General features: G+C 61.7%; 23 protein-coding genes. 11 read left to right on the plus strand and 12 right to left on the minus strand.

Annotation, left to right across the window (positions count from 1 at the left end):
- From CFE428DRAFT_RS29985 to CFE428DRAFT_RS30010, 6 genes are all read left to right on the plus strand, one after another.
- Positions 1 to 679: IS1634 family transposase (locus tag CFE428DRAFT_RS29985; RefSeq protein ID WP_042726105.1), on the plus strand; the 679-nt coding region annotated here is incomplete at its 5' end.
- Positions 680 to 783: 104 nt separating this feature from the next.
- Positions 784 to 1,026 carry a hypothetical protein gene (locus tag CFE428DRAFT_RS29990; RefSeq protein WP_042726106.1) on the plus strand — a complete coding sequence of 81 codons (243 nt, stop codon included), beginning with the start codon at positions 784 to 786 and terminating at the stop codon, positions 1,024 to 1,026.
- Position 1,027: 1 nt separating this feature from the next.
- Positions 1,028 to 1,453, plus strand: coding sequence for a type II toxin-antitoxin system VapC family toxin (locus tag CFE428DRAFT_RS29995; protein ID WP_006983486.1), 426 nt, complete (start codon positions 1,028 to 1,030; stop codon positions 1,451 to 1,453).
- A 13-nt stretch (positions 1,454 to 1,466) separates the two neighbouring features.
- Positions 1,467 to 2,024: a hypothetical protein gene (locus tag CFE428DRAFT_RS30000; RefSeq protein ID WP_006983487.1), complete on the plus strand. Its 558-nt coding sequence runs from the start codon at positions 1,467 to 1,469 to the stop codon at positions 2,022 to 2,024.
- A gap of 194 nt (positions 2,025 to 2,218) precedes the next feature.
- Positions 2,219 to 2,872 (plus strand): lysophospholipid acyltransferase family protein, encoded by a 654-nt coding sequence (locus CFE428DRAFT_RS30005; RefSeq protein WP_006983488.1) that lies wholly within the window; start codon positions 2,219 to 2,221, stop codon positions 2,870 to 2,872.
- Positions 2,873 to 2,980: 108 nt separating this feature from the next.
- Positions 2,981 to 3,958, plus strand: coding sequence for an alpha/beta hydrolase (locus tag CFE428DRAFT_RS30010; RefSeq protein ID WP_131990107.1), 978 nt, complete (start codon positions 2,981 to 2,983; stop codon positions 3,956 to 3,958).
- 109 nt (positions 3,959 to 4,067) lie between these two features.
- Here the strand turns inward: CFE428DRAFT_RS30010 and CFE428DRAFT_RS30015 are convergent, their stop codons facing one another.
- Both CFE428DRAFT_RS30015 and CFE428DRAFT_RS30020 read right to left on the minus strand, forming a co-directional pair.
- Entirely contained in the window at positions 4,068 to 4,259 is a 192-nt protein-coding gene (locus CFE428DRAFT_RS30015) for a hypothetical protein (RefSeq protein WP_006983490.1), read from the minus strand.
- Entirely contained in the window at positions 4,256 to 4,888 is a 633-nt protein-coding gene (locus CFE428DRAFT_RS30020; RefSeq protein ID WP_006983491.1) for a CerR family C-terminal domain-containing protein, read from the minus strand. The genes CFE428DRAFT_RS30015 and CFE428DRAFT_RS30020 overlap by 4 nt, the downstream gene beginning before the upstream one ends.
- Before the next feature lie 109 nt (positions 4,889 to 4,997).
- On the opposite strand from CFE428DRAFT_RS30020, the gene CFE428DRAFT_RS34760 reads away from it, so the two are divergent.
- From CFE428DRAFT_RS34760 to CFE428DRAFT_RS30055, 5 genes are all read left to right on the plus strand, one after another.
- A complete protein-coding gene (locus CFE428DRAFT_RS34760) occupies positions 4,998 to 6,272 on the plus strand; it encodes an MFS transporter (RefSeq protein ID WP_157447689.1) in 1,275 nt (424 codons plus the stop codon).
- Positions 6,273 to 6,480: 208 nt separating this feature from the next.
- Positions 6,481 to 9,909, plus strand: a complete 3,429-nt coding sequence (locus CFE428DRAFT_RS30040) for a DUF7133 domain-containing protein (RefSeq protein ID WP_006983493.1) — start codon at positions 6,481 to 6,483, stop codon at positions 9,907 to 9,909.
- Positions 9,910 to 10,221: 312 nt separating this feature from the next.
- Entirely contained in the window at positions 10,222 to 10,863 is a 642-nt protein-coding gene (locus CFE428DRAFT_RS30045) for a ThuA domain-containing protein (RefSeq protein WP_006983494.1), read from the plus strand.
- Complete coding sequence (locus tag CFE428DRAFT_RS30050; RefSeq protein WP_157447690.1) at positions 10,794 to 14,522, plus strand: PVC-type heme-binding CxxCH protein; 3,729 nt, start codon at positions 10,794 to 10,796, stop codon at positions 14,520 to 14,522. The genes CFE428DRAFT_RS30045 and CFE428DRAFT_RS30050 overlap by 70 nt, the downstream gene beginning before the upstream one ends.
- Positions 14,523 to 14,862: 340 nt before the next feature.
- Positions 14,863 to 16,128, plus strand: coding sequence for a nickel-dependent lactate racemase family protein (locus tag CFE428DRAFT_RS30055; RefSeq protein WP_006983497.1), 1,266 nt, complete (start codon positions 14,863 to 14,865; stop codon positions 16,126 to 16,128).
- Here the strand turns inward: CFE428DRAFT_RS30055 and CFE428DRAFT_RS30060 are convergent.
- From CFE428DRAFT_RS30060 to CFE428DRAFT_RS30105, 10 genes are all read right to left on the minus strand, one after another.
- A complete protein-coding gene (locus CFE428DRAFT_RS30060) occupies positions 16,125 to 17,177 on the minus strand; it encodes an outer membrane protein assembly factor BamB family protein (RefSeq protein ID WP_006983498.1) in 1,053 nt (350 codons plus the stop codon). The two genes, CFE428DRAFT_RS30055 and CFE428DRAFT_RS30060, sit on opposite strands and share 4 nt — an antisense overlap.
- A gap of 411 nt (positions 17,178 to 17,588) precedes the next feature.
- Positions 17,589 to 18,959, minus strand: a complete 1,371-nt coding sequence (locus CFE428DRAFT_RS30070; protein WP_006983500.1) for a KamA family radical SAM protein — start codon at positions 18,957 to 18,959, stop codon at positions 17,589 to 17,591.
- Between the two features lie 506 nt (positions 18,960 to 19,465).
- Positions 19,466 to 20,107, minus strand: a complete 642-nt coding sequence (locus CFE428DRAFT_RS30075; protein ID WP_157447691.1) for a LemA family protein — start codon at positions 20,105 to 20,107, stop codon at positions 19,466 to 19,468.
- A gap of 159 nt (positions 20,108 to 20,266) precedes the next feature.
- The gene (locus tag CFE428DRAFT_RS30080; RefSeq protein WP_042726114.1) at positions 20,267 to 20,551 is read right to left on the minus strand and encodes a hypothetical protein; all 285 of its coding nucleotides are present in this window, start codon (positions 20,549 to 20,551) and stop codon (positions 20,267 to 20,269) included.
- Positions 20,548 to 20,784 carry a hypothetical protein gene (locus CFE428DRAFT_RS38030; RefSeq protein WP_131990104.1) on the minus strand — a complete coding sequence of 79 codons (237 nt, stop codon included), beginning with the start codon at positions 20,782 to 20,784 and terminating at the stop codon, positions 20,548 to 20,550. The genes CFE428DRAFT_RS30080 and CFE428DRAFT_RS38030 overlap by 4 nt, the downstream gene beginning before the upstream one ends.
- Positions 20,781 to 22,628, minus strand: coding sequence for an RHS repeat-associated core domain-containing protein (locus CFE428DRAFT_RS30085; protein ID WP_006983503.1), 1,848 nt, complete (start codon positions 22,626 to 22,628; stop codon positions 20,781 to 20,783). The genes CFE428DRAFT_RS38030 and CFE428DRAFT_RS30085 overlap by 4 nt, the downstream gene beginning before the upstream one ends.
- Before the next feature lie 10 nt (positions 22,629 to 22,638).
- The gene (locus CFE428DRAFT_RS30090) at positions 22,639 to 23,328 is read right to left on the minus strand and encodes an alginate export family protein (RefSeq protein ID WP_006983504.1); all 690 of its coding nucleotides are present in this window, start codon (positions 23,326 to 23,328) and stop codon (positions 22,639 to 22,641) included.
- Positions 23,329 to 23,470: 142 nt separating this feature from the next.
- Positions 23,471 to 24,700 carry an RNA polymerase sigma factor gene (locus tag CFE428DRAFT_RS30095; protein ID WP_006983505.1) on the minus strand — a complete coding sequence of 410 codons (1,230 nt, stop codon included), beginning with the start codon at positions 24,698 to 24,700 and terminating at the stop codon, positions 23,471 to 23,473.
- Between the two features lie 9 nt (positions 24,701 to 24,709).
- Positions 24,710 to 25,057 (minus strand): YciI family protein, encoded by a 348-nt coding sequence (locus CFE428DRAFT_RS30100; RefSeq protein ID WP_006983506.1) that lies wholly within the window; start codon positions 25,055 to 25,057, stop codon positions 24,710 to 24,712.
- Between the two features lie 123 nt (positions 25,058 to 25,180).
- Positions 25,181 to 25,594: a hypothetical protein gene (locus tag CFE428DRAFT_RS30105; RefSeq protein WP_006983508.1), complete on the minus strand. Its 414-nt coding sequence runs from the start codon at positions 25,592 to 25,594 to the stop codon at positions 25,181 to 25,183.
- Between the last annotated feature and the right edge of the window lie 23 nt (positions 25,595 to 25,617).

Below are 25,617 nucleotides of genomic sequence, written 5' to 3' on the forward strand. Positions count from 1 at the left end.
GGCCATGCTGCGCGGGCAACAAGAGCGGCTGCGCAAGAAGCTCGCGCAGATCGATGCCGCGTTGCGCAAAAAGCCGGCCAAGTCACCCCGGGTGATCGAACGGCGCATCGGCAAATGGCTTGGGCGCAATACCGCCGCCGAAAAGCTCTTCGCAGTCGAAGTGCTCGTGGGAAAAGGCCGCGCGGTCGGACTGCGCGTCAGCGAAGACCCGAGCAAAACCGAATGGGCGCAAGCCGCCCATGGCGCCTATCTGCTGCGCACCAACTGCACCGAAGAAGATCCCGGCAAGCTTTGGCGTTGGTATATCCAACTGACGGAAGTCGAAGACGCCTTTCGGACCAGCAAGAGCGACTTGGGACTGCGCCCAGTCTTTCATCAAAAAGAAGATCGGGTGCAGGCCCACATCCTGGTCTGCTTCCTGGCGCTGGTCATGTGGCGCACCTTGGAACTCTGGCTCAAAGCCAAGGCCATGGGAGACACCGCTCGGCAAGTGGTGCAGGAACTCGGCACCATTCATTCCATGGACCTCTTGTTCAACGTCCGTGACCGCGGCGAAACCCGGCTGCGCCTAGTCAGCAAACCCGAACCGCTGGCCGCCGATCTGCTGGCTCACTTGGGCCTGAAACTGCCCACGCGTCCGAAAATCATCGAAAATGTAGTGGAGAAAAACCGCCTTTAATCAACGTAAGCCCTTCAAAATCAACCCAACTAACTTCGTAACTGTCGAACTTGGGTTAGGATACGAAAATTGACAGTAAACCATAAAGCTGTAAAACTTGCTTTATGAAGACGACTATTGATTTGCCGGAGGACCTTCTTCGGCGAGCCAAAGCTGAAGCTGCCCTTCGCGGACGGAAACTTCGCGAGCTTTTTCTGGAAGGAATCCTGCGCGTACTCAACGAGCCGAGCCCATCCTCTCCCTCCAAGAAGACCGCACGATTCGTTGACGGCTGCGGCATCGTCAACAGCGGCGTTGGAGACTTATCTTCGAACCCAAAACACATGGAGGACTTCGGGCGTATTTAAGATGGGCAGCTTGATTCTCGATACCGGACCGCTGGTAGCCCTGCTCGATGCCGGGGATCATCATCACGCGTGGGCCGCAGAAAAGCTGTCGGGGTTTAATGGCGAAATTCACCTCTGCGAAGCGGTGCTAACGGAAGCGCTCTTTCTCCTTCGCAAGCTCCGTCCGGCGCAGGAAAAGATTTTGGAATGGGTGGAACGGCGGGAATTGATTTGCGATTTCGTTCTGCCAGCGGAAGTCCACGCGGTGCGCGCGTTGTGGCATCGCTATGCGAATGTTCCCATGTCGCTGGCGGACGCGTGCGTGGTGCGCATGGCGGAAATGCGTCGTCACTCGGTGATCTGCACCGTCGATTCCGATTTCATCATCTATCGCAAAGACGGACGCCACCCGCTTCCGTTGCTGACGCCGCAGTCAACGCATTCGTAAGAAGTCGCTCCCCGTGAAAGGTCTCTCGTTCCTCCTCGTCTTTTTCCTCTCACTCGGCCCTCTTCTCGGCGCGGGCAAATACTCCAAAGAAATCCCCAAAGCGATGGTGCCCACCGTTGTCAACACGACGCTCACCCTCGACGCGCGCAACGTGAGCGCAGGACGGGCCGTCTCCGAAGGCACGGCGCCCAACCCCGAGGCCACCCGCAAAACCACCACGCACAGCGAGACCCTGCAGATCAACGTCGGCAATCTGGGAACCACATCGGCAGCCGTCACGGTACACTGGTTTTGGGTTGGACGTTACGCGACCAGCGGTAATTGGTTCCGCGCGGGCGAAGGGGAGAAACCGCTGACGATCGATCCGCGCAAATCCGAAGTCGTCCTCGCCGAGGCGGGCGACGTGGAAGGCCATGTGACCCGTTCGGCACACGAGCACTACAAGAGCGGTGGCAACCTGCTGGGCTGGGTGGTCACCGTGTCCAACAGCCATGGAGAAATTCAGGTGGTAAAAGCCAGCGAGCAGTATCTCCAGGCCTTCGCCGCCGAGCCCCCGCCGAAAAAGCGGTAATCGATGCATCGAAAGCGAGGCTGCCGGTTTACGGAGATTCTGGTGGACGCTACGCAGGTGCTCAACTGCGGAAGTAGAAGGTGAGTCTCCCGTTTGCGAGGAATTCCGGCAGTCTCTACGCGGCTCTCAACTATCAACTCTCAACTATCCTTTCCAAGTGCCTTGGCTCGCTTACATGATTACCCGCTTCCTCGGTGAAGCTGATCCTCGGCGCGGTGTCGAAGACCCATGTCCTTCACCGCGAACGGACCTGGCTGCCCGGAGGCTGGCTGCTGGTGTCGAATCACATCAGCCATTTCGACCCGCCTTTTCTCACCGCGACCACGCATCGGAAGATCGACTGGATGGCCACGCGGGAGTTGTATCATCCCTGGCCGGTGGGGGTTTGGATGCATGCGGTGGATACCTTTCCCGTGGATCGTGAAAAGGCGGCCGACCGCGCCGCAACCCGGGAAACGCTGGAGCGCCTGAAGCGCGGACGCGTCGTCGGCATTTTTCCGGAAGGCGGCATCTGCGATGGCAAAAACTCCGTGCTCGAAGGCGCGCCACTGAAACCCGGCCTCGCTGGCCTGGCGCAACTGAGCGGCGCGCCGGTGGTGCCGTGCGTCTTGATCGGCGCGGATCAGCTCTACACCCACCGCAACTGGATCCCGTTTCGCAGGAGCCGGGCCTGGATCGCCTTTGGCGAGCCGCTGTATTTCGAAGGCGACGGCAAGGAAGCGCGGGCCGCTTTCGAAATGCGCCTCGCGGAATCGTTGCGCGCGCTTTATGCGGAATTGAAGGAGCGATTTCAGCTCACCGAATGGGATCTTCCGCAGCCGCCGGCGCGGAGGAAGGGGCGGGTGTAAAGAAAGTTGATAGTTGATAGCTGATAGTTGATAGCCGCGTGGAGACTGCCGGAATCCCCCGCAAACCAGCGGCCTCACTTTCCACTTCACTTTCACTTTTCACTCCTCGTGCTCCGTCACCACTTCCAACGACTCAGTGCGCGCGCACTGGATACCGCGATGTGTGGGATGATGTATGCCATTCAGCGGCGGCATCGGCTGGATGGCACCAGCCGCGAGGCGCTCACGCGATACATCGAAAGCCACGTGGCGCTGTCGCGCGATGAGTACTACCGCGCCTCACCCGCGGAAATCACCGTAGCCAACGGTGCCGTGCCCAACGTCCTCACCTGGGGCAGCCCCATCGCCAGCGGTTTCCTCGAAAACGATCACGCCTACGCCTTACATTTCCCCGCGCCGGGACGACCCGACGCGCCGACGGTGCTCTTTCTCCACGCCCTCATGTCGGCCAGCGATACCGGTTATCGCCGTTGGGCGGCGCGCTTCAATGCCGCGGGCTGGGGCGCGTGTTTTGTGCATCTGCCGTATCACTACTCGCGCGTCCCGCGCGGGCATCGGAATGGCGAACTGGCCATCACCGCCAATCTCGTGCGCAACGCCGAAGGACTGCGCCAGGGCGTGACCGAACTGCGCCAGCTCATGGCCTGGCTGCGCACCAAAGGCGTGAATGAATTTGGCGTCTGGGGATGCAGCTACGGCGGCTGGATTGGCGCGCTGCTCGCTTCGGTGGAGCGCGATTTTCGTTTCGTCGCGCTCCTGGAGCCGATCGTCAATGTCGACCACGCGATCTGGCAATCGCCCACCGGGCTGGCGTTGCGGCGCGAGTTACAGCGGATCGGCATCGAGCGAGACTTACCCGCGCGGGCGTTCCCGCTCACCTCACCGATGCACGGGGAGCCGCTCTGCGGCACGGAACGCGTGCTGCTCGCGGCAGGGAAATACGACACCATTGCGCGCGCGGAAGACATCGCGGAGCTGCAATCACTCTGGGCGGGCGCGAGCCTGATCACCGAGCCGCAGGGGCATTTTGGTTATCGGCTCATGTCCGCGGCGTGGCGGTGGGTGGAGGAGCAAGGGTGGCTCTGAGCGCGTCCGCGCGCTCAGTTCTTAATCTTAATCCTGATCGTAATCTTAATCCCGCCTTGGTGGTGGAAGAGTAAGATTATGATTAAGAGTAAGATTAAGAACGGAATCCTTACTCCAAATCCGCCAATTGATCCGGCGGCAGGGTCATGCACGCGGCGAGAAAATCCGCGAACAGCCACGCGGCACCGGCGCCTTTGTCGGCGCGCTTGCGGTTCGCGCTGAACGGCACGGGCACGCGGCGGCGATGCTGCGGATCGTCGTGCGGCGGAATCAGATTCTTGAAACGGCGACGGGTATTCATTGGGCGGCGCGGATGGCGGCCAGCGAGAACGCATGGATGTGCTCCACGAGTTGCTCGATGGTGGGTGGTTGGATGGCGAGTTTTGGGTAAAGCCGTTCGATGAGGGGACGATCGTGCAGATAGAAAAGGCACTGGCTGACCACGCTGAAAGCCAGCATCCACTCGCGGTCCTTCGAGAGTTTGCCGCCGGTGAGCTCGTGGATAATGACCTCGAGATCGCGCGAGCACGGACGGATGCATTCTTCGACCAACGCATCCAGAGCATCGGTCGGCTGGGTCATCTCCCGCGCCATGAGCAGACCCTGCCACGCGGGGCGGTCCGGGTGCAGCAGGCGATGGAGAAAGGCATCAACGAAACAACGCAGGCGATCCTCTGCGGTATCGCCTTCCACCGGCATGGGGCCGCCCATCGACTCGGAATGGCAATGGCACTCCTTAAGCACGACGCGGTAGAGCTCGGCCTTGTCACGGAAGTGGTAATTGACGGCGGCGACGTTGACCCCAGCGCGTTCGGTGATCTCCCGAACGGTGGCCTGGTGGAAGCCCCGCTCGGCAAATACCTCCCCAGCCGCAAAGAGGAGTCTGCGGCGGGTATCCTGGATTACAGCGATTTCGGCGGCGGCCAACATCAGTTTCAAATGCTTGTTTGAAACAGAAGTATGAAACAACCGCTTGAGTCGTCAACTCCTTTGTGATCCAGTCTCCGGCCCGCTGCCCCGAAAACTCGGTTTTACTCTTGTGAGCGACTCTCCTTCGACCCCTGCCTTGGAAAAACCCGCCAGCCCTTGGGCGGTGCTCAAGCACGCTCCCTTCGCCCGTTACATGACGGGTGAAACTATCTCCATGCTCGGCACCTGGATGCAGATGATGGCCCAAAGCTGGGTCGTGGCCGGGCTAACCAAGAGCAACTTTACCCTCGGTCTTCTCAATTTCGCCTCGGGCATTCCCATGCTGGTCTTCGCCTCTTGGGGCGGTGTGCTCGCCGACCGGCACGACAAGCGGCGCATCCTGCTCCTGACGCAGATCGTGCAGATCATCACCGCGGTGTCGCTGGGCTGGCTGGTGTATATTAAGGAGATCTCGGTCTGGCACATCCTGATCGCGGGCGTGTGTCTCGGGACAAGCGCGGCGTTTGAAATGCCGGCGGCCTCGGCGCTCATCCCCGAACTCGTGGGCCGCGAGCGTCTGCGCGCCGCGATCTCGGTGGACCGTTCGCTTTTCCACGCGACCCGCACGGCCGGTCCGGCGCTGGGCGGCTGGCTCATGCAGGTCATGGGCACGGCCTCGGCGTTTTTCGCCAATGCGGCGAGCTTCCTGGCGATGATCATTGCACTCTTCACCCTTCCTTCGCGGCCCGTGGGCACGGCGGAGGAGGAAGCCCAACGTCAGACCGGCATGAGCGAAGGCTGGAAATACATTCGCGGCGATCGCCCGACGCGCACGATGATCCTGCTGCTCATGTCGATCACCACCTGCATCTCGCCGTTCTTCATGATCACCATGTCGAACTTCTGCCGTTACGTCTTGCACGTGCCGGAGGAGAAATTCGGCATTCTCATGGCGTCGTCGGGCGTCGGGGCTTTCGTCGGGTCGCTCTGGCTGCTGCGCATTGCGGGGCAGCATCGCCGGACCTATCTGCGCGGTGCGGCGGCGATCATCGCCCTGGCCATGTTTGGTTTTTCGCAGGCGCGTAATCTCTACGAAGCGATGGCGGCGCTGGTCTTCATGACCGGCGGCACGTCCACGCTCTTCGGCCTGGCCAATACCATCGTGCAGGAGCGCGCGCCGGATGCGTTGCGCGGCCGGGTCTCGGCGCTCACAGGAATGAGCTTCTTCGGCGTGCTGCCCTTTTCGGGGCTGCTCGTCGCGGCCATCGCGGATTCCGTCGGGCTGCGCCAGGCGATGGGTGGGGCGGCATTGCTCTTCGGCCTGGCAGCGACGGCGATTCTGTATCGCTATCAACACGCCTGTGAAGAGCAACCAGTGGCGGGAAAGTTGATAGTGGAGAGTTGATAGTTGATAGTCCTCCTCTTTTCCGCTGGCTGGCCCGCTCCGCGGAGAATGGAGGCCATACCCGGCGCGGAGCGCCGCCTAAAAGCGGTCTGGCGGCGGTCTATCAACTATCCACTATCCACTATCAACTTCCCCCCTCCCCCGAGTTCTCGCTACTTGCCCGCGGCATCAAGTTGATGTGTGGTATTGAGTTTTTTCGCCTTACCCCATGAACCGCCTGTTTCGTTTCGCTGCTGCTTCCTTGATCTTTCTGCCGACCCTCACTTTCGCCCAGACTCCGACTGCGGCCGAGGAAGGCGGTGATGGCAAGAGCAAGAAGGACCGCGACCCGGCGAACGTCTCGGTCGCGGACCCGGGGGACATTGCGTTGAAGAAATTCGTCGTCGCGCCGGGTCTCAAGGTCGATCTCTGGGCCGAGGAACCGCTCATCGAAAACGTCGTCGCGTTTGCTTTCGATGAAAAAGGGCGCGCCTTCGTGGTGGAGACGCATCGCCGCCGCACCTCGGATCCCGACATTCGCAAGAACACCGATTGGCTGGACGATTCGCTGGCCATGCGCACGGTCGAGGATCGCATCAACTTTCTCAAAAAGACCCTCGACCCGGCGCTGAAGCTCAAGCCGACCAAGGATCACGCCGATATCAATGGCGACGGGCAGTTCGACTATCACGACTGGGAAATCGAGAGCGAAGACATCAAGCTCGTCGAAGACGCCAACAACACCGGGAAGGCCGACACCGCGAATATTTTCGCCACGGATTTTCATACGCTGGAGACGACCACGGCGGCGGGTGTGGCCGTGCGCGGCGATGACGTCTGGTTTGCCTGCGTCCCGAATCTCTGGCGTTTTCACGGCGCGAAGGAAGGCAAGGCGACGTCGCGCGAGCAACTGGCCACCGGCTTCGGCGTGCACATCGCCTATGGCGGCCACGACATGCACGGGACGAAGATCGGCCCCGACGGCCGGCTCTACTGGACCATCGCCGATACCGGCACGCATGCCACGACCAAGGACGGCAAGATCCTCGACAATCCCGACAGCGGCTCGGTCTTCCGCTGCGATCCCGATGGCTCGAACATGGAGATCTTCGCCACCGGCCTGCGCAACCCGCAATCGCTGGCCTTCAACGATCTCGGCGACCTTTTCACCGGCGACAACAATGCCGACGGCGGCGACAAGGCGCGCTGGACGCACGTGGTGGAAGGCGGCGACTACGGCTGGCGCATCGGCTGGCAGTTCCTGCCCAAGCTCGGCCCGTGGAATTCGGAGGGCATGTGGCACCTCGACAACAATCCGACGAATCTGCAGTTGCTCCCGCCGGTGGGCTTGATCGGCCACGGCCCCGCGGGCATCGCGCACTATCCCGGCACCGGCCTGCCCGATCGTTACGCCGATCATTTCTTCTACGCGGATTTTCCGGGCGGCGTGCGTTCCTTCGCGCTCAAGCCGAAAGGCGCGAGCTACACGGTGGATAATCCGAACGACGTTCTCCAGGACAACAAGCCCGCGCAGATGACCGGCAAGCTGCTCTGGAACCTGTATCCGAGCGACGTGCAGTTCAGCACGAACGGCGGCGTGTATGTGCTCGACTGGGTCTACGGCTGGGACAAGACCGCCAAGGGCCGCATCTTCCGTGTGCACGATCCGGAAGTAGACGCCAGCCCGCTCGTGCAGGAAACCAAGCGATTGCTCGCCGAGGGCGTTGGGAAGTTCAGCACTGAGGAGCTCGTCAATACGCTCGCTCATGCCGATCAGCGGTTGCGTATGGCCGCGCAATTCGAGCTCGTGAAGCGCGGCGAACTCGACGCGCTCGTGCAGGCCGCGCTGCAGGAAAAGAATCCCCTGCTCATGCGTTTGCACGCCATCTGGGGCATCTCGCAACACGCACGTCATCATCACGATCGCGAAATCGCGAAATCGCTCGTCGCGCTGGCCAAGGACAAGGAACCCGAAGTGCGCGCGCAGTGGGCGAAATACGTCGGCGAAACCGGCAGCAAGAGCGAGGTGGACCTGGTGATCCGTCTGCTCGCGGATTCGGAACCGCGCGTGCGTTTCTTCGCCGCGCAGGCGCTGGGCAAGCTCGGCTTCAAGGAAGCCGTGCCGGCGCTCATCGCGCAGCGCGAATTGAACAACGACTCCGATCCCTTCGTGCGCCACGCCGTGGTCACCTCGCTGGCCGTGCTGGCCGATGAAGCGACACTCCTCAAGGCGGCCACGAACGAATCGAAAGCCGTGCGCACCGTCGCCCTGCTCACGCTCGCCCGCCAGCACAGCCCGCAGGTCGCGCTCTTTCTGCACGACAAGGTGCCGCAACTCGTGCTCGAAGCCGCGCGCGCCATTCACGATGGGCCAATTCCCGCGGCGCTGCGCCAGCTCGCCGCGCTCGCGGAAAAACCCGGCCTGGCCGAGCCGCTGAGCCGCCGGGCCATCGACGCCAATTTCCTCATCGGCACTCCCGAGGCCGCGCGTCGTCTCACCAAAATCGCCGGCAGCACCAAGGTGCCCGAGGCCGTGCGCCTCGACGCGCTCGATGCGCTCGCCGACTGGAACGAACCCTTCCATCGCGACCGCGTGAATGGCCTGTGGCACCCGCTGCCGCCCTCGCGCAATGCCGAGGCGCCCGTCGCCTCTGCGGCGAAAATCATTCCCGCGCTCCTGCGCGAGCCGTCGGAAAAAATGCGCCTCGCCGCGGCCGGCATGGCCGGTGACCTGCACGTCACCGCCAGCCAGGATTTCCTCCTCGCGCTGGTCGGCGACCACAGCCTCGGCGGCAAAACCCGCGCCGCCGCCCTCCGTGCGCTGGGCACGATGGAGTCCGCGAAACTCGCCGACGGCATCAAGATCGCCGTGGCCGATACCGACAAGCCGCTGCTCGCCGCCGCGCGCGAGCTGGCCGTGAAGGTCTCGCCTGCCGATGCGGTGACGCTCAACGCGCCGGTGCTCGACGATGGCACGCTCCGCGAAAAGCAGGCAGCCCTCGCCACCATCGGCTCGCTGCAGGTGCCGGCGGCGGACAAAGTCCTTCTCGCAGAACTCGACAAGCTCGATGCCAACAAGCTGCCAGCCGGGCTGTCGCTCGACCTCATGGAAGCCGCGGCGAAGCGCAACAACGCGGAGATCAAGCGCCGCGTCGCCGCGCGCGAAGACAAGTTCGCGCAAAGCAAGGACCCGCTCGCCAAGTGGCGCGACTGCATGGAGGGCGGTAACGCGAAACACGGCCACGAAGTCTTTGCCGAAAAGGCCGAAGCCGCGTGCATGCGCTGCCATAAGTTCAAAGGCGTGGGCGGGGACGTCGGTCCCGATCTCGCGAAAATCAGCAAGCCCGGGGATCGGAATTACATTCTCGAAAGCATCGTCGACCCAAATGCGAAGATCGCCCCGGGTTATGACAGCGTGCTGCTCACCTTGAACAGCGGCGATGTCGTCCTCGGCATACTCAATGCCGAGACGCCCGACGAACTGACCATCACCAACATCGCCGATGGCAAGAAGCAAACGATCAAGACCTCGGACATCAAGGAGCGCACCCACGCCCCCAGCCCGATGCCTCCCGGCCTGGCCGACGTCCTCGGCAAACGCGACCTGCGCGACGTGGTGGAATTCCTTGCCACGGGGAAGACGAAGGAAACGCCGTAAGGCGCACCGACATAGCGCGGCTCAGCAGAACACGCTCCGGAGGGCCGAGATGGCGGAAGGGAATAATGGCCACAGGTCATGGGCGGGCCACCGCTCCGTCGATGCCGCGAGAACACATGCCGGCGCCCTCTTCCCGCGGTCATTCTGAGCGAAGTACCCCGGTGGGCGACGGCGGCGGGGCACGCAGTCGAAAGCCGAGTCCGCGAGGAGATGGCGCTCCATGTGGAATCCGCCCAGAACGAATGTGGATTCTGCATAGCGCGCCGCTGCTAACGAGCCACCCGAGCTGTGGTCTACTGAGGCATCACCCATATGCCGCGCTTCATCCCTGTCCTTCTGGCCTTCTTCGTCACCGTCTCCGCATTGGCCGCGCCGATCAAAGTCCTGGTCGTCGCCGATTCCCCAGAACTGCGCGATGCTCTTCCTGCCTTGATCCAGAAAGGCGGCGCCGAAGTGCAAACCGCGGCCGAGCTCGACGACAGCGCCCTCGCGCACACCGATGTGCTGGTCATCGCCGGCGGCACGGCCCATCGCGAAGCCCTCGAGGCGTTCGCCAAACGCGGCGGCGGCCTCGTGGTCCTCGGCAACGGCATCGCCTCGGGTGAAGCGAGTTGGTGGAAGCCGCTCGCCGGCGCGGCGTGGACCAGCCAGAGCCACAAGTTTGCCAACAAGCTGATGCTCTTCACCCTCACCGATTCGCATCCGATCACGAAATCGGCCACGCCCTTCGATCTCGATGACGAAACCTATTACGACCTCGACCGCGAAGACGCGATCGATGTCCTCGCTTCCGCCTTCACCTCGAAGGTCACCGTAAAGCGGGACGACAAAAAGAAATCCGCGCGCGATGATCGCGCCAATGTCTTCGACCTCCAGCCGCAGATGTGGACCTACGAAGGCGCGGACCAGCATCGCGCGTTCGTCCTTTCTGCCAAGATCAGCCGGAATCGCTGAAGCACCCGAGCATTCGCAGCTTCATCCTGCGCGGCATCGCCTGGGCGGCGAAACACGAGAACGCCGACGAGTTGTGCCGCCAGGAAGACCTCGCCATGTTGCGTTATCCGAAAAATGGCGCGCGCCTCGCCGCCGACACGGTGAAATCCTTCGACCTGCAGCCCGGCTTCCAGGCCCGCGCCATTGCCAGCGAACCGCTCATCACCAAGCCGATCGCCATGCAATGGGACGCGCGCGGCCGCCTGTGGATCGCCGAAACGCCGGAGTATCCGAACGGGCGCCGCCCACTCGTCACCGACGCGTGGAAGGAAACCGGCGTGCTCGTCCCGGGCAAATACGACCGGCCGGCCCGCGATCGTATCAGCATCCTCAGCGAACCCGATGCGCAGGGCATGTTCACCAGGAAGACGGTCTTTTACGAAGGCCTCGAACTCGTCACCGGCTTCTGCCTCTACGGCGACGGCGTCATCGCCGTGCACCAGCCGGACATCGTCTTCATCCACGGCGAAGGCGCGGCGCAAAAAGTCGAGCGGCTCTACACCGGCTTCACGCCAGGCGACACCCATTTCGTCGCCAATCACATGATCGTCGCGCCCGATGGCTGGATCTACACCGACACCGGCAGCGGCCCGGACGTCAGCTCGGTGATTCATCCCGAAGTGAAAGCGCACCTCAGCTCCGGCATGTTCCGCTTCAAGCCCGACGGCTCGGCCATCGAGCAAGTCTCCTCGAAAGGCGGCAACAGCTTCGGCGGCGAAGTGACGAGCAACGGCGAGCTCTTCTTCGGCCAGGCGACGAGCGGAAACCCGGTGCAGCACGTTGTGCTGCCGGAATGGATTCTGAACAAGGGCAAAGCCGGCAAAGCGGTCAGCGCGGAGAGCGTCATCAACCAGCGCAAGGTCATCCGCCCGGATATGCCGGATCGCGCGCCCTTCATGCAGATCGATGTCGTCGGCGGCTACAGCTCGGCCTGCGCGAGCACGGTCTACGAGGCCGGCGCGTGGCCCGCGGAGTGGAACAATACCGTCTTCTGCACCGAACCGATCCTCGACATCATTCATTGCGAAAAGCTCGTCGCCACCGGCCCGACCTTCACCGGGGAACCCGTACCCACCGATCGCGAATGGCTGCGCGCGCATGATTTCTGGTTCTTCCCGGTCGATGTGGAATTCGGCCCGGATGGCGCGATGTACGTGCTCGATTTCTACTGCCCGGTCGTGGCGCACAGCGACACCCGCGGCCCGCTGCATAGTAAATCGGGCGCGAGCGTGCGCCCCGATCGCGACCACTATTTCGGCCGCATCTATCGCATCCAGAATGACGCGGCCAAACCGCTCGTCATGCCCGACCTCACCCAGGCCGATGCCCCGACGCTGGTGAAGGCCTTCCTCGATCCCAACAAGCTCACCCGTTTCACCGCGCATCGCCTGCTGATGGATCGCGCCGATGCCGCCAGCGTGATCCCGCAACTCACCGCCATGGCCGAGGGTGAAAAATTCGCCCCCGCGCGCATCCTCGCCCTTTGGGCGCTGGAGCGGTTGAACAGGCTCACGCCGCAAACCCTGCGGGCTGCCCTGAAGAGCGACGATGCCGATGTGCGCAAGTCCGCGCTGCTGGTCGCCGAAGCGCTCGGCGAAAAGAGCACCGTGGACGTCACCGCGCTGCTCAACGATGCCGATGCTCGTGTCCGCCTGTTGGCTTTGCGCGCCATCTCCTCCAGTCCGCTCACACCGGAAACCGCCGCCTCGCTGCTCACCGCGCTGCCCAAGCTCAACGATGACTGGTCGCGCAGCGCGGCCACGGCCGCCGCTTCTTCCAATGCCGGCCCGGTTCTGGAAGCCGCACTCGCCATGCACGGTGCACCGAGTAATGCATTGCTGGATCTCGCCGGTTCGCTCGCGAGTTCGCTGTCCGAAAAAGACGGCAGCGCGGCGTTGGCGAGAGTCATCATAGCCGCGTCGAAAGCCGCGCCGGAAGCTGAACCTCTCGCGCTGACCGTGCTCGAATCCGCGGCGAAGAAAATGCCGCCCGCTCCCGCCGACACCACGGGTTTGAACGACGCCCTGAAAACGTTGCTGGCCTCGCCCACCGGACTTTCCACTAGCGCCCTGCCCTTCGCCGTCGCGTGGGACACCACCGGTGCTTTGAAAGCCTCACTGCCCGGCCTCATTGACCCCAAGTTAAAGAACCTCACCGAGGCGAAGATGTCCGACGACGCGCGCGCCGTGGAAATTCGCGGACTCGTCCACTCTCGTGCCGCCGATGCGCGCATCCTTCCCGCCGTGCTGAATTTCGTGAACGCGCCCGGCCAGCTCGGACTCGACGCCATCGCCGCGCTCACCGCCACCGGCGATCCCGCGCTCGGCAAACCGCTGGTCGCCAAGCTGCCCGAACTCACCTCCACCGCGCAGACCGCACTCTTCGATGCGCTAACCACCCGGTCTGAGTGGGCAAATGACATCCTCGACGCGCTCGAAGCGAAGGACATCAAACCCGCGCTGCTCGGCCCGGCGCGCCTCAGCAAATTGCGTCTGCATCCCGATCCAGCGGTGGCCAGGCGCGCCGCGAAATCGATCAGCGAACTCGGCAGCGGCACCAATCCCGCCAAGGACGAAATCATTGCGAAGCTCTTGCCCGAGATCGAAAGCAAGCCGGGCGATGTGGAGAAAGGCAAAGCCGCCTTCACCACCACGTGCGCGATCTGCCACAAGTTCAATGGCCAGGGCCAGGACGTCGGCCCGGTGCTCGATGGCATGGGCGTGCACGGCACCAATGAATTGCTCATTCACATCATCGACCCCAGCCGCGTGGTCGACAACGAGCACCGCACCTGGAGCATCGCGCTCAAGGACGGCACCTATGCCGTGGGCATCATCGCTCGCGAGAACGAGAACACGCTCACCCTGCATCTACCCGGCGGCGCTTCGCAGGACATCAAGATTGCCGATATCAAATCGCGGCAGGACACCGGCCTCTCGCTCATGCCCGAGGGCTTCGAGTCCCTCGGCGCCGATACCCTTCGCGACATTCTCGCCTATCTGCGCGGCGGCAACGCCAAATATCGCGCGCTCAATCTCGACAGCGTCTTCACCACCGACACGTTGCAGGGCCTCTACAATTCGCGCGCGGCGAAGGATGACACGGTGCAGCCGAAACACTACGGCGTGGTCACCGTGGAGGGCGTGCCCTTCGCCCTGCCCGACCCGAGCACCACGCCGACCGGCGGCAACGCCATCGTGCTCAAGAATAGTGAGCACAATGAAACCTATGCCGGCACCATGCCGCAGCGGGTGGAGATTCCCGTCGGCTATCCGATCGGCAACCTGCATTTTCTCGGGGGCGTCGCCGGCTGGGGCGGTCGGCCGGATTCACACAAGCCGGCGATGAAGGTGAGTATCGAGCACGCCGACGGCCAGAAGCAGGTCGAAGAACTCTACACCGGCGATGTGTTTATCGACTACCCGAGTGGCGAAGACGTCCCCGGCTCCAAGCGGGCCGAAGGCGTCGTGAAAAAACATCACGTCCGCTATTTCTCGTTGCCGGTGACGGACCGGTCGCCCGTAACGAAGATCGTCCTGGAAAGCTACCTCAACGGCATTTCGCCCACGACTCTGGCCATCACCACCGACAACGAATCCCCATTGCCGAGGAAGAAGTAGCGCAGGGGAGAGCGGTCAGGCGGCGGCTCCAAAAAAACGCCGTCATCCTGAGCGAAGCGGGGAAGCATGGGCGCAGTCGAACGATCTCTGACTTCCGTGGGTTTTTGTGCGGAGCTTCCCCCGACTATGCGTGGTCACGCGTCGAATTTCTCCACCACCTCCACCCACAGGAGATCAGAGGTTTGCCCCACAGTCCCATAGGAGGCCCGCAGACTCGGCTTTAGCAAGCTCAGGATGACAATCTAGGCGCGGGCTCGCTGACGCTCGATAGGTGAGCATCAGTGCGCCCGACCCCCTTCCCCACGCTGGACAGCGACGAAATCGACGGCAGTCTAGGACGATGCAGATCCCTCTCGCCTACGGCCGCGGCACTCTCGAAATCGACTTACCCGAAGACCGCACCACGGTCATCGAACCTCGCGACGAGCCCGGCCTGAAAGACGAACGCGCCGCCATCTACGCCGCCCTCGACGCTCCGGTGCAAATGGCGCCGCTACGCGAACAAGCGATCCGCGGCAAGCGCGTGACCATCGTCCACAGCGACATCACCCGCCCGATGCCGAACGAGCGGGTCATCCCCTGGCTGCTCGAATATCTCGAAGCATCGGGCGTGCGGCGCGAGGACATCACGCTGCTGAATGCGCTCGGCACGCATCGCCCGAATAACCGCACCGAGCTCGAGCAAATGCTCACCCCCGCGGTCGTCGCCAACTATCGCTGCGTCAACCACGAGCCGCACAACGACGATGCCTGCGTGGCTTTCGGCACCACGCGCACCGGCGTGCCGGCGTTGATCAATCGCCACCTCGTGGACGCCGACATCCGCATCATCACCGGTTTCATCGAACCGCATTTCTTCGCCGGTTTCAGCGGCGGACCGAAAGGCATCATGCCTGGCGTGGCCGCCCTCAAGACCGTGCAGAGCAATCACGGCGTGCACAATATCGGCGACCGCCGCGCCACCTTCGGCGTCACCGTCGGCAACCCCATCTGGGAGGAAATGCGCGATATCGCCCTGCGCATCGGGCCGAGTTTTCTGCTCAATGTATCGCTGAATCATCATCGCCAGATCACCGGCGTTTTTGCCGGTGATCTTATCGCCGCGCACCGCGTCGGCACGGAATTCGTCCGCGCCAGCGCGATGCAAAAAGTCCCCGGACAATTCGATATCGTCATCACCACGAACAGCGGTTACCCGCTTGATATGAATCTCTACCAGAGCGGCAAGGGCATGCGTGCCGCGGAGTTGGTCGTGCGCGATGGCGGATTGATCATCATGGCCGCCGAATGCCGCGAAGGCATCCCCGCCGGCAGCCCGCATGATCAGTTGATCCGCAGCGTGCCGGATGGCGAAGCGCTCCTCGCGAAACTGGCGGAGCCGGGATTCACCTTCGCCGAGCAATGGGCGGGACAGATCCAGGCCCTGATCCAGCGCCGCGCGGAGATCCAACTGCACAGCGCGCTCGACGAAGACACCGTCCGCGCCGCGCATCTCATCCCCTGCCGCGACATCGCCGGCACCGTGCGGGCGCGTCTGCAATCCGACACCCGCATCGCCGTGTTACCGCAAGGTCCCATGACGATCCCGTACGTGTCGGTGAACTAATTCTCGCCAAAGGCGAAAAGATGCTTGTCGGTGCGAAGAAAAATCCGCCCATCCACCAACGCCGGTGTGGCAAACACCGGCTCCCCGATTGCATTGCGCGCCAGCACCTTCAACTCCTTCACGTCGCGTCCGGCATCGATCACCACCACCGTTCCTTTCTGCGACGTGACATACACGCGCCCATCCGCCGCCACCGCGGAACTATAATAATCCCCCGGCACATCCAGCCGCTCGGCCTGATAAACAATCTCTCCCGTGTGCGCGTCGTAGCACGACGCCAGCCCGCCATTTTTCACCGCATACACCCGCCCGTCGTAAAGGAGCGGCGATGACACATAGGGCAAATGGCGCGAGACGCTCCACAGCACATTCGTCTTCGTGATGTCGCCATGCCCACCGGGGCGGATGGCAAACATCTGGTTTACCGCCTCCGAGAACATATCCCGCATGTGCTCGTATTCCTCGCGCGTCACCTTGCCGTCCTTGTTCACGTCCATCTGCGAAAAGCGATCGCGGATCGGCCCCGGCGGAAACTCCTCCTTCGTCAGCACGCCATCGTGATTCGCATCATTGGCCGCGAGAAATTCCTCGAACGGCGCCATCGTGATGCGCGCGCCCGCATCCCCACCGACATTCCAGCTCGAGACGAGCAACATCCCGTCGCCCGCCACCGGCGTCGCATTCGAAACGCGCGCCGTGCCCTGACAGGACCACAGCTCGTGGCCATCCTTCACCGCATAACTTTTCACCAGGAGCGCACCGACCACCACGATCTCCTCCGTGCCATCGTGCTTCCACAAAAACGGCGAGGAGAAGCTGCGCAAAAATCCCGGACGCTCCACGCGCCACGCCTGCTGACCCGTCTTCGCATCCACCGCGAGCAGGTACGAGCCCATGTCCTGATCGCACACGATCACCACCTTGCCATCGGCCAAAATCGGCGACGCGCCGGTGCCAAACTCGACCAGCGGAATCGGCAGCGGCTTGTGCCACACTTCCTTGCCCTGCAGATCGTAGGCCAGCAAACCGGGCCGAGCCGAAATACACATAGACGCCGCTCGCCATCGGAGCACGGCGTGGGGCGAGAGCCGCGCTGGCGATGCGATGCATCGGCTCAATCTTGTCCGCCGGCGCCACGGCACGCCACAGCTCATGGCCATCGGCGCGATCGAAGCACAGCGTCACCAATTTTTCCTCCGTCGAAGCCGGGTCAGGAAGAGCTTGTTCCCGACGATGCACGGCGAGGAGTGCCCGAACGGCACGTCGATTTTCCACACGACGTTTTTCTCCGGGCCGAATTCAATCGCCGGCTGGCCGGGTCCCAATTCCCAGCCCGCCCGGACCGCGAAACTGTGGCCAATCGGCGCCTGCAGCGAAGGCGTTGATGGCCACAGCAGCGATCAGGGCGAGCGAAGAGGGGCGGAAGGCGGGGAACATGCCCGCCATGCCTACACGAAGACTCAGCTCTTTCCCAGCGCGGCGTCGATCATCGCCCGACGCTCGGCCGGAATGGTCCAGCGCTGGCGCTGATCTTCGCTCAACGAATGGAGCGGGTCGAAATAGAGGAATTGTTTCCCCGGCTTCACGCTCGGGCTGGTGAAGACGCTGATCCCCGTGGCGCGATCGTAGCGCTCGGGGCTGTGCACGTCGCGTTTGCCGCCGCCGCCGGGGGCGTCGAGGACAAAGGCTGGCGTGTTGAATCCGGCCGTGGCGCCGCGCACGTATTTCTCGAGCTTCTGCGCGGTGGCCAGTGGCGTGCGAAGATCTTCCACGCCGGGCACCATGTCGTGCATGTAGACGTAGTAAGGATGCACGTTCACGTAGCTCAGGCGGCGCACGAGTTGGGTCATCGTGGCGGGATCATCGTTCACCGTGCGTTGCAGCACCGTCTGGCAGCGCACATGGATACCGCGCTCGACGAGTACGTTCATCGCGTCCTGCGTGATGCTGGTGATTTCCGCGGGATGATTGAAATGCGTGTGCACGACCACGTCCTTGTGCAGCGAGCGACCGAGCTCGGCCACGCGCGTGAGCGCATCGGTCCAGGCGTGATCGCTGAGGATTTTCTGCGGCATGACGCAGAGCCCCTTGGTCGCGTAACGGATGCGGCGGATGTTGGGCATCTTCAGCAGGCGTTCGCCGATGAGCTGGAGATGATCCGCCTTGAGATTGTAGCTGTCGCCGCCCGAGATGACGATGTCCTCGAGGTCGGGCTGGCTGGCGATGTAGGCAAAGGCCTGTTCCCAGCGGGCGAGGCTCGTGGTAAGCGCGAGCTTTTCCACCTCGGGCGTATCATTGCCCACGGCATAACTGCGCGTGCAGAAGCGACAGTAAACCGGGCAACTGAGCTGCGGCAGAAAGAGCGCCTTGTCGGGATAGCGATGGGTGAGGCCGGGCACCGGGGAATCCTCCTGCTCATGCAGTGAATCGAGCTGGAGCAGCGGATGGTCCGGCTGCTGTTGCGAGCGCAGGGGCAGGAATTGCGTGCGGATGGGATCGTGGAGCGGATCGCGCCAATCGATGAGGCCGAGAAGATAGGGTGAGATGCGCAGGGCCATGGGCGCATGATCGAGAGCGGCCTGGAGATCCTCGTAAAAGCCCTCGGGAGCGAGCGCGCCGAGCGTTTCCTTGAGCTGGCGCGGGTTGGTGACGGTGTGTCGGTTTTGGAAGGTGTGAGTCCGGAATTCTTCCTCGCTGACCTTTGCGTAAGCGGGGATGCCGCGCCAGAACTCGTCGCGGCGGAGAGCACGATGGTCGGGAAAGACCCGACTCGGAGGCTCGTCGGAGGTGGATTGGGTCGGAGGGTCAACGTGGGCAGTGTCGATCAACATAGGGTGTGTGGGTATGGTTGGGTTGTTTGCAGAGAGATTCGTGCAAGCCGCGAGAGGCGGCGGTGCCGTCGCTATCGAGAAACCATCGTATCCGTGAACCGAAGCAGAAGCATTTGGGTGCTAATAGCGGTGTTGGGTTTCAAGCATCGCACCCTTGACGGAAGATTGTCAAATCGAGGGGTGACGTCCGCAGCCTACCGGGTGCCTTTTTCCAGAGTAAATCCGTCCGGGGGCAGGCAGGGCAAAAAAGAAAAAAGACCTCCGCCCACCTTCTCCCATGGAGTTTGGGTTGTGCTCTGGCCGTGTCCCGAACTGGAAGATGGAAGATGGTGGGCCGTGAAGAGAAGATTACACATCAGCACTCGTCAACCCGTCTTCTGGGAAGCCCCGCCCAAGGCCTGAAGAACGGAAGCACCGATCCATCTCGCTCGCGATTTTGGAATCGACGATCAAAGATCACCGCTGCAGAGGCCGCTTCCAAACGCGAAGCTGAATGTCGATTCAGCCTAGAAAACAGCCGCCTGCGCTGGCTCGCCGTTGGTTCTCTCGAGGTAAAGACGGGGCCGAAAGCCAAGAAGGGGTCCATAAATGTTCGCCGGTCGCTGACGCAACGCATGATTATAAAGGAGGCCCGCGTGAACGAAATTATTCTCGCGCACCACCAGATCCTTGCCGACCGTCAAGTATTCCGCGGTCATCTTTCTGAGCTTTGGGTCCTGTTTCAATTGCGGGTCGCGCGCGACAGCCGCCAACGCACGCGAAATGGCGGTGTTGAGATCTCTTTGGGATTGTTGAAATGCGCCGAATTGCCCGGCATCGACTGGCGCCCGTTTCGCTTCGATGCGGCATAATTCCGCGTTGGCTTGGGTTCGCGACAGATCCGCCGCCCATTGCTTGTCGAGCTTCTCCGCGGAGGAAAGCAGGGGCACCAGATTGCGACCGATCTCCGCCCGCCGCTCGCACAAGGCCTCGACCTCCGTCCAGCGGGAGTTCAGCGTATTCTCCGAGGCGCGCAGTTTGCGCACCGGCGAATAGCCAACCGCTACGGCTGCTACAAGAATGAGTATGGCAACACCGGCCGCGATTTTCGCGACCAAACCCTTCCTCGCCTTCGCGACAGGCGTCACAACCATTGCTTTTTCGTTCATGGGATACTGGAAACGGTTCCACTGAAACCGAAAGGACACGGGAAAGAATTTCATCATTTTTTGTGCCAGCGGCTTTTTACGTCAGTTAATTGAACCGCGTCAGCATCCACGTGAGTCAAAGCAAGCCGCCAGTCCACGCATCCCTTGATAAGCGTTGGCCTATGCGCCTTGTTCAAAGTAACGAGCCAACATGGGCGCGATCTCGGCATTTACGACTTCGTCTGGCCAGTTTGCCCCAGTGAAGAATTGCCACGCGCCTAATGTAGAAGCATCCGGGAGTTTCAGATCGAATGCCGCTCGGAAATACATAATGACGATTAATCGCGAATCCGGCCCAAGCCGCAGCCTATCTATCAAGAAGTGCATGGCATCAACCGCGCTTTCTCCATTACGAATTTTTTGGCGCAATTCGTCCAGAAGTTCTGGGTGCTCGATCTCGCTCATAGTTTTTTAAAGACAACACGGATCTTAGTATAATTCCCAGCTGCGCCAATCGCAGTTTCGACTGTTGGATTTGAAAAACCAAATTTCGCGGCTTGCCCGCCGGTCCAAGTTTGTGAAGCCGCTTCCTCAAGCGACATCCCCTGGCCAGTAAGCTTGTTCATCGCTGCCAAGTTATCACCGTAACTCCAGTTGCCCGCTATTGCTTTCACATTGTCTCCAAAATGTTCCATCATCTGCTTGAACATTTGCCCCCCCTCACGGGTGAGGCCGGTCCAGCCTCAACAACGAAATCGACAACTCCTGATTTGTCAACGGTTGCATACATCCCTTTTCCATTTTCTAGGTTTAAGTAGAAATCCGGAGGGCACCCTGAGGCATTATGGCTCAACACCTCCGCATTTCCGACAAAGTACCGATGATCGGTCTCCACCTCCAGATTGTATACTCGCTGGGTGCCCGATAGTTGTTCGATCGAAGCTACCTTAGCGACACCATGCTCGGTTTGAAGGACCTCGCCTGGTACGAGGGCCCGCGCTGGTACCCAGTCCTGACGCGTGGCGGAGAATAACCGATGTGTATTGGTTGGATTGAGGACTTCGCCGCTCTCCAACTCAAGCCGCATGACGTAGCTGTTCAGGTGCGTGATCGTTCCTGTTACAACCCTTCCAGGGCCGGATGCAACCGGCGGGCAGGCTTCGACCGCATCGACTGTTGCCCAACCATCCACCGATATTTCTTGAAGCGTGAGCCAAACCCCGTTTCCCGGCACGCAGTTGCGTTCTATCAGCCAGGCATCTGGGCGGAGAAATACAATATCCATCCTATCCCCTCCATACGGGTTTCGCATATGCATACGAACCCGCTTCCAAGTCGCCGGATCCACCTCTGTAGAACTGTTTTGACTCTCCTCGGAACTCGTCAAAACACGCTGGCCTTCCTCTACCGACTCGATGGCATGCCCACCATCGGCTTCGACAACTTTTGTTCCGGCGGCGAAGCAGTTACCTGCACACACGCGCTCTATGTCCTGAGCTGTTGTATCTGCGGCGGTTGTTTCTGCCGCGGTCGTCTCTGCGGTATAAGATTCCGCGAAGCCTATCGTTGTAACCGCAGCTTGCGAAATTCCCGAAAATGTCCGTTGGACCCGAACCTCCGTGCTAAGTACTTGACCGGTTGAGGTATTTCCAAAGCCCCCCTCCATGATGCCATTGATACCAGTAGCCGAGAGTACCGGGTCGCTGAAACTGGCGGCTATAAAGGAACTTGTCCAACTACGACCGAGTTGGTCGTGGTAATAAAACATCCGTTGGGTGGATTCATTGCTAATTTGGTTGTAACTATCGCCCGCACCTTGCCCGGCATCATTAAGCAAACCGCCAGTATTTCCCTGATAGTCCACACTGATATTTCCCCAAGAGGAAGCGGTATTTGCCAACGTGACACTCCTGACAAAGGGATCTGCATTCGGATTTGTCGGATCGATTCGGTCCCAAAAATCGAGTGAAGTGGCCGTATTCCAGTCTACCGACACTTCTGTCCTTGTCGTATCCCAAACCTGGCTGCTGACTCGTCCCGTAGGGTCGAATCCATTAATCGGATCACCGTTGCAGAAAGCATAGAGCGTCCTGTCTGAGTCGAGGCCGAGCGGATCGCTGCTCAGGAACGTACCCGAACTTGGATCGTAGTAGCGTGCGCCGAGATAATAGTAGCCTGTGGCATCCACGTAGTGCCCGCGCCAGGCCAGGAAGACGGCCAGATCCTGAACGCCGTCCAGTGGCTGGGCGGGACCGCTTTCCGGCAGCACGCCGTATCCGCCGGCACGGGCCGGATTCCAGGACAAGGTGTTGGTGAGTCCAAAGACCGTGGCTACGGTGTGACCGTAGAGGTCCGAGAGGATGCCAGTGGTCGCGCCGGTCGTGCCGTTGTAGACGGCTTCGAGGCCGCCGGTGCCTTGCAGACCGCCGTAAGCCCCGTTCAGGTCAGGGCCGTGGACCAGCCAATCGCGGGCGCCGCCCTGAACGGTCACCGCCAGTTCCATGAACTCCACGCTCGGGTCGTAGCTGGACTGCAGGACCAACGGGTTACCGCTACTGATAGAGCCCGCTGAAAACCAACCCTCGATCCGTCTCGGTGCCGTTGAAAAGATCCGATTGGTCAAACTGTCCGCGATAGATGACCGCCGGCGTGGAGGTGAAGGCATCGATCCAAAAACCCTGCCCATGGTAGCTGAGTTTCACCGCGTCGAACGCGCGGGAATAGTTGAGCCAATCCTGTTCACCCACGAGGCGCAGATCTCCGTAATTCAGGACCTGCCGGCCGATCTTTAGTCCGAACGGACACTCGTTGTAGTTGGCGAACTGGATATAACCCTGCCGCAGATTGAAGTAATCGTTCCCTTCGGCGGAGCTGGCGCCGGGAATGGTGGGCCGCCGTCCATTGAGTTCCAGCGCTCCCTGGCCTTGAGCGTAGAGCAACAACCATGGGACTGGCTTGATGGCGACGCCCAACCGGAAGCGCTCTTCCAGCCAGTTGCCATCGGTCGGCGAGCGGACGGCGCTATTGAAGTCAAAGTTATTGCTGCGATTTTCCCAACGCAACCGCTCCTGGGCATCGAAAACAACCGCGCCGCCCGCGAAGCTTAAGGGATTGGCGTCCGCGGAGCTTTCCACGACCGCCTTGTCGCTGGTGGAGGAGAGTCCGCTCTGACCTGCCCTGGCGCGTGGCGCAAGGAAGATCAGGCTTAGAATCAATGGGAAAAGAAAGGACGGTCGGTTCATCGGTTGGCCAGGGGAGAGGGCCGACGGCAGCGTTCCGTCTGGTTCTCATTGGCGCGCACCTTTTAACGACCCGTTACTTTTAAGAGAAATGCCGTTTTCTGATATGAGTAATAACAATCCGGCATAATTCGAACCATCTGACCTAACAGTTCAGTTGCCCGAAAAGATAAGCGCGCAAAGCTGGGTCATCCGTCAGACTCGCGGCGCGGGTGAAGGCTTTCTCTGCTTCCTTCGCTTGGCCGAGCATTCGCAGCACGTGTCCGCGTGAAGCCCAGTAGGGTTGGTAGTCGGCGATGCGGCCTTCAGGGATTTCGTCGAGCGCAGCGACGGCGGCGGCGGGTTGACCGGTTTGGGCGAGAGCGACAGCTCGGCCGACGAGGGAGCCGATGCCTGGCGCGAGGCGCACGAGGCCTTCGTAGAGCAGGAGAATTTCCGGCCAATCGATGTCGCCCGTGACGGCGCGGTGAGCGTGGATGGATTGGATGGCGGCTTCCAATTGGTAGCGGCCCATGCGCCGGAACCCGGCGGCTTTGCGAAGCAAGGACTCGGCTTCGTCGATCATCGGACGCGACCAGAGTTCGGTGTCCTGTTGGTCGAGCGGGATGTATTCGCCGGTGCTCGCGTAGCGTGCATCGCGGCGGGCTTCGCAGTGCAGCATGAGGGCGAGCAAGCCGTGGGCTTCCGGCTCGCCGGACATCAATTGCACCAGCGTGCGACCGATGGCGATGGCATCCCCGGCCAGCGCATGGTGCGTGGAGCTGGTTTCCGCGAGACTGTCCCAACCGGTGGTGTAGGCCGAGTAGATCGCATCGAGGACGAACGAGACGCGCTCATCCCATTCCGGCGGATCGGGCACGCGAAAGGGGATGCGGGCATCGCGGATCTTGCTCTTGGCGCGGACGAGTCGCTGGCTCATCGCCGCCGGTGAAACCAGAAATGCCGAGGCGATGCGCGCGGCGTCCACGTGCAGTACGGTCTGCAACATGAGCGGCGTGCGCGCCGCGGGATCGATGGCCGGATGGGCGCAGACGAAGAGCAGCTTCAGCCGTTCGTCAGGGAATTGATCGTGCGTGGTGGCCACGGTTTGCGCCTCCTCGGTGATTTGCTGGAGATACTCCTCGGATTTCTCGTGCACCTGGTGATGCCGCGCGGCGTCGATCATCCGGTTGCGCGCCACGCGCAGCAGCCACGCTTCCGGCTTTTCGGGAATGCCATCGGTCGGCCAGCGTTTCAGAGCCTCGGCGAAGGCATCGCCGAGCGCGTCCTCGACATCGGCCACATTCCCCGCGCGCGCCGCCAGATAGGCGATGAGCCGCCCATAGGAATTGCGCGCAACAGATTCAATGGCCGCCTGGGTTGCCGAGTCATTCATCGAAGCTTTTTAGGCGCCGGCGTATCCGATGAGGGGACGCACCTCGATGGTGGCGCTGCTCGCCGCCGGGTTGCGCGCGGCCCAGTCCAGGGCTGCATCCAGGTGCGGCACATCGATGATCACCAGGCCGCCGAGGAATTCTTTCGTCTCGGCGTAAGGGCCATCGTGCACCTGGCGCTTGCCATCGCGGACGGTCACGAGGGTCGTGGTGTGCGGCGGTTGCAGACCGGCGCCGGTGACCAGCACGCCGGCGGCGTGCAACGCTTCGCCGTAAGCCTTGCCCGCCGCGGCGAGCGCGGGGTCCCGGGGTTTATCAAAGGCTTCCTGCGGTTGATGAACGAGTAGTGCGTATTTCATAGTGAATGGATTTTCGTTTTGGGTCGCCGGGAGATTCCTCCCGGCTTCACCACCGATGACGGGCAACCACCATGCATTTCGACAGCGCGTGAAATTTTTTTACCGCACCATCCGGATGGGCGACTACGTCCGGTTCGCCAAACGGCCGATATCGTGGGAAAAAATGAGGATCATGACTCCCGAGAAATAGGCGACAAAGCCACTTCCGAACGCCATCAGAGGCCCCACCAAAATATCCGGCGAGAAAATCATCATCGAAGCGAGCACACAGGTACTCAAGGCAATGTAACCAAGGAAGAGAATCAACACGTAGCGCGCCCACACCCGGCGCATCCAGAGCGGGATCAGAAACACCGTCGTCCAAAGCAGGCTCACGATGACGTGGCCGCGAATGACGGGGTCGGAAACCAGCGGATTGGAACTGTAATAGTAGCAAACGGCATCGGCGGCGCACAGCAGCAGAAAAATGCCCGCCAGTATCCATCGGGCGGTCCGGACGACCTCTGGTTCGTGTCGGCGATGGTGATGACGGGACATGCGGGGCGGGAACGTTTCGCATG

Origin of the sequence: Chthoniobacter flavus Ellin428 (assembly GCF_000173075.1) — a bacterium.
Classification (GTDB): domain Bacteria; phylum Verrucomicrobiota; class Verrucomicrobiia; order Chthoniobacterales; family Chthoniobacteraceae; genus Chthoniobacter; species Chthoniobacter flavus.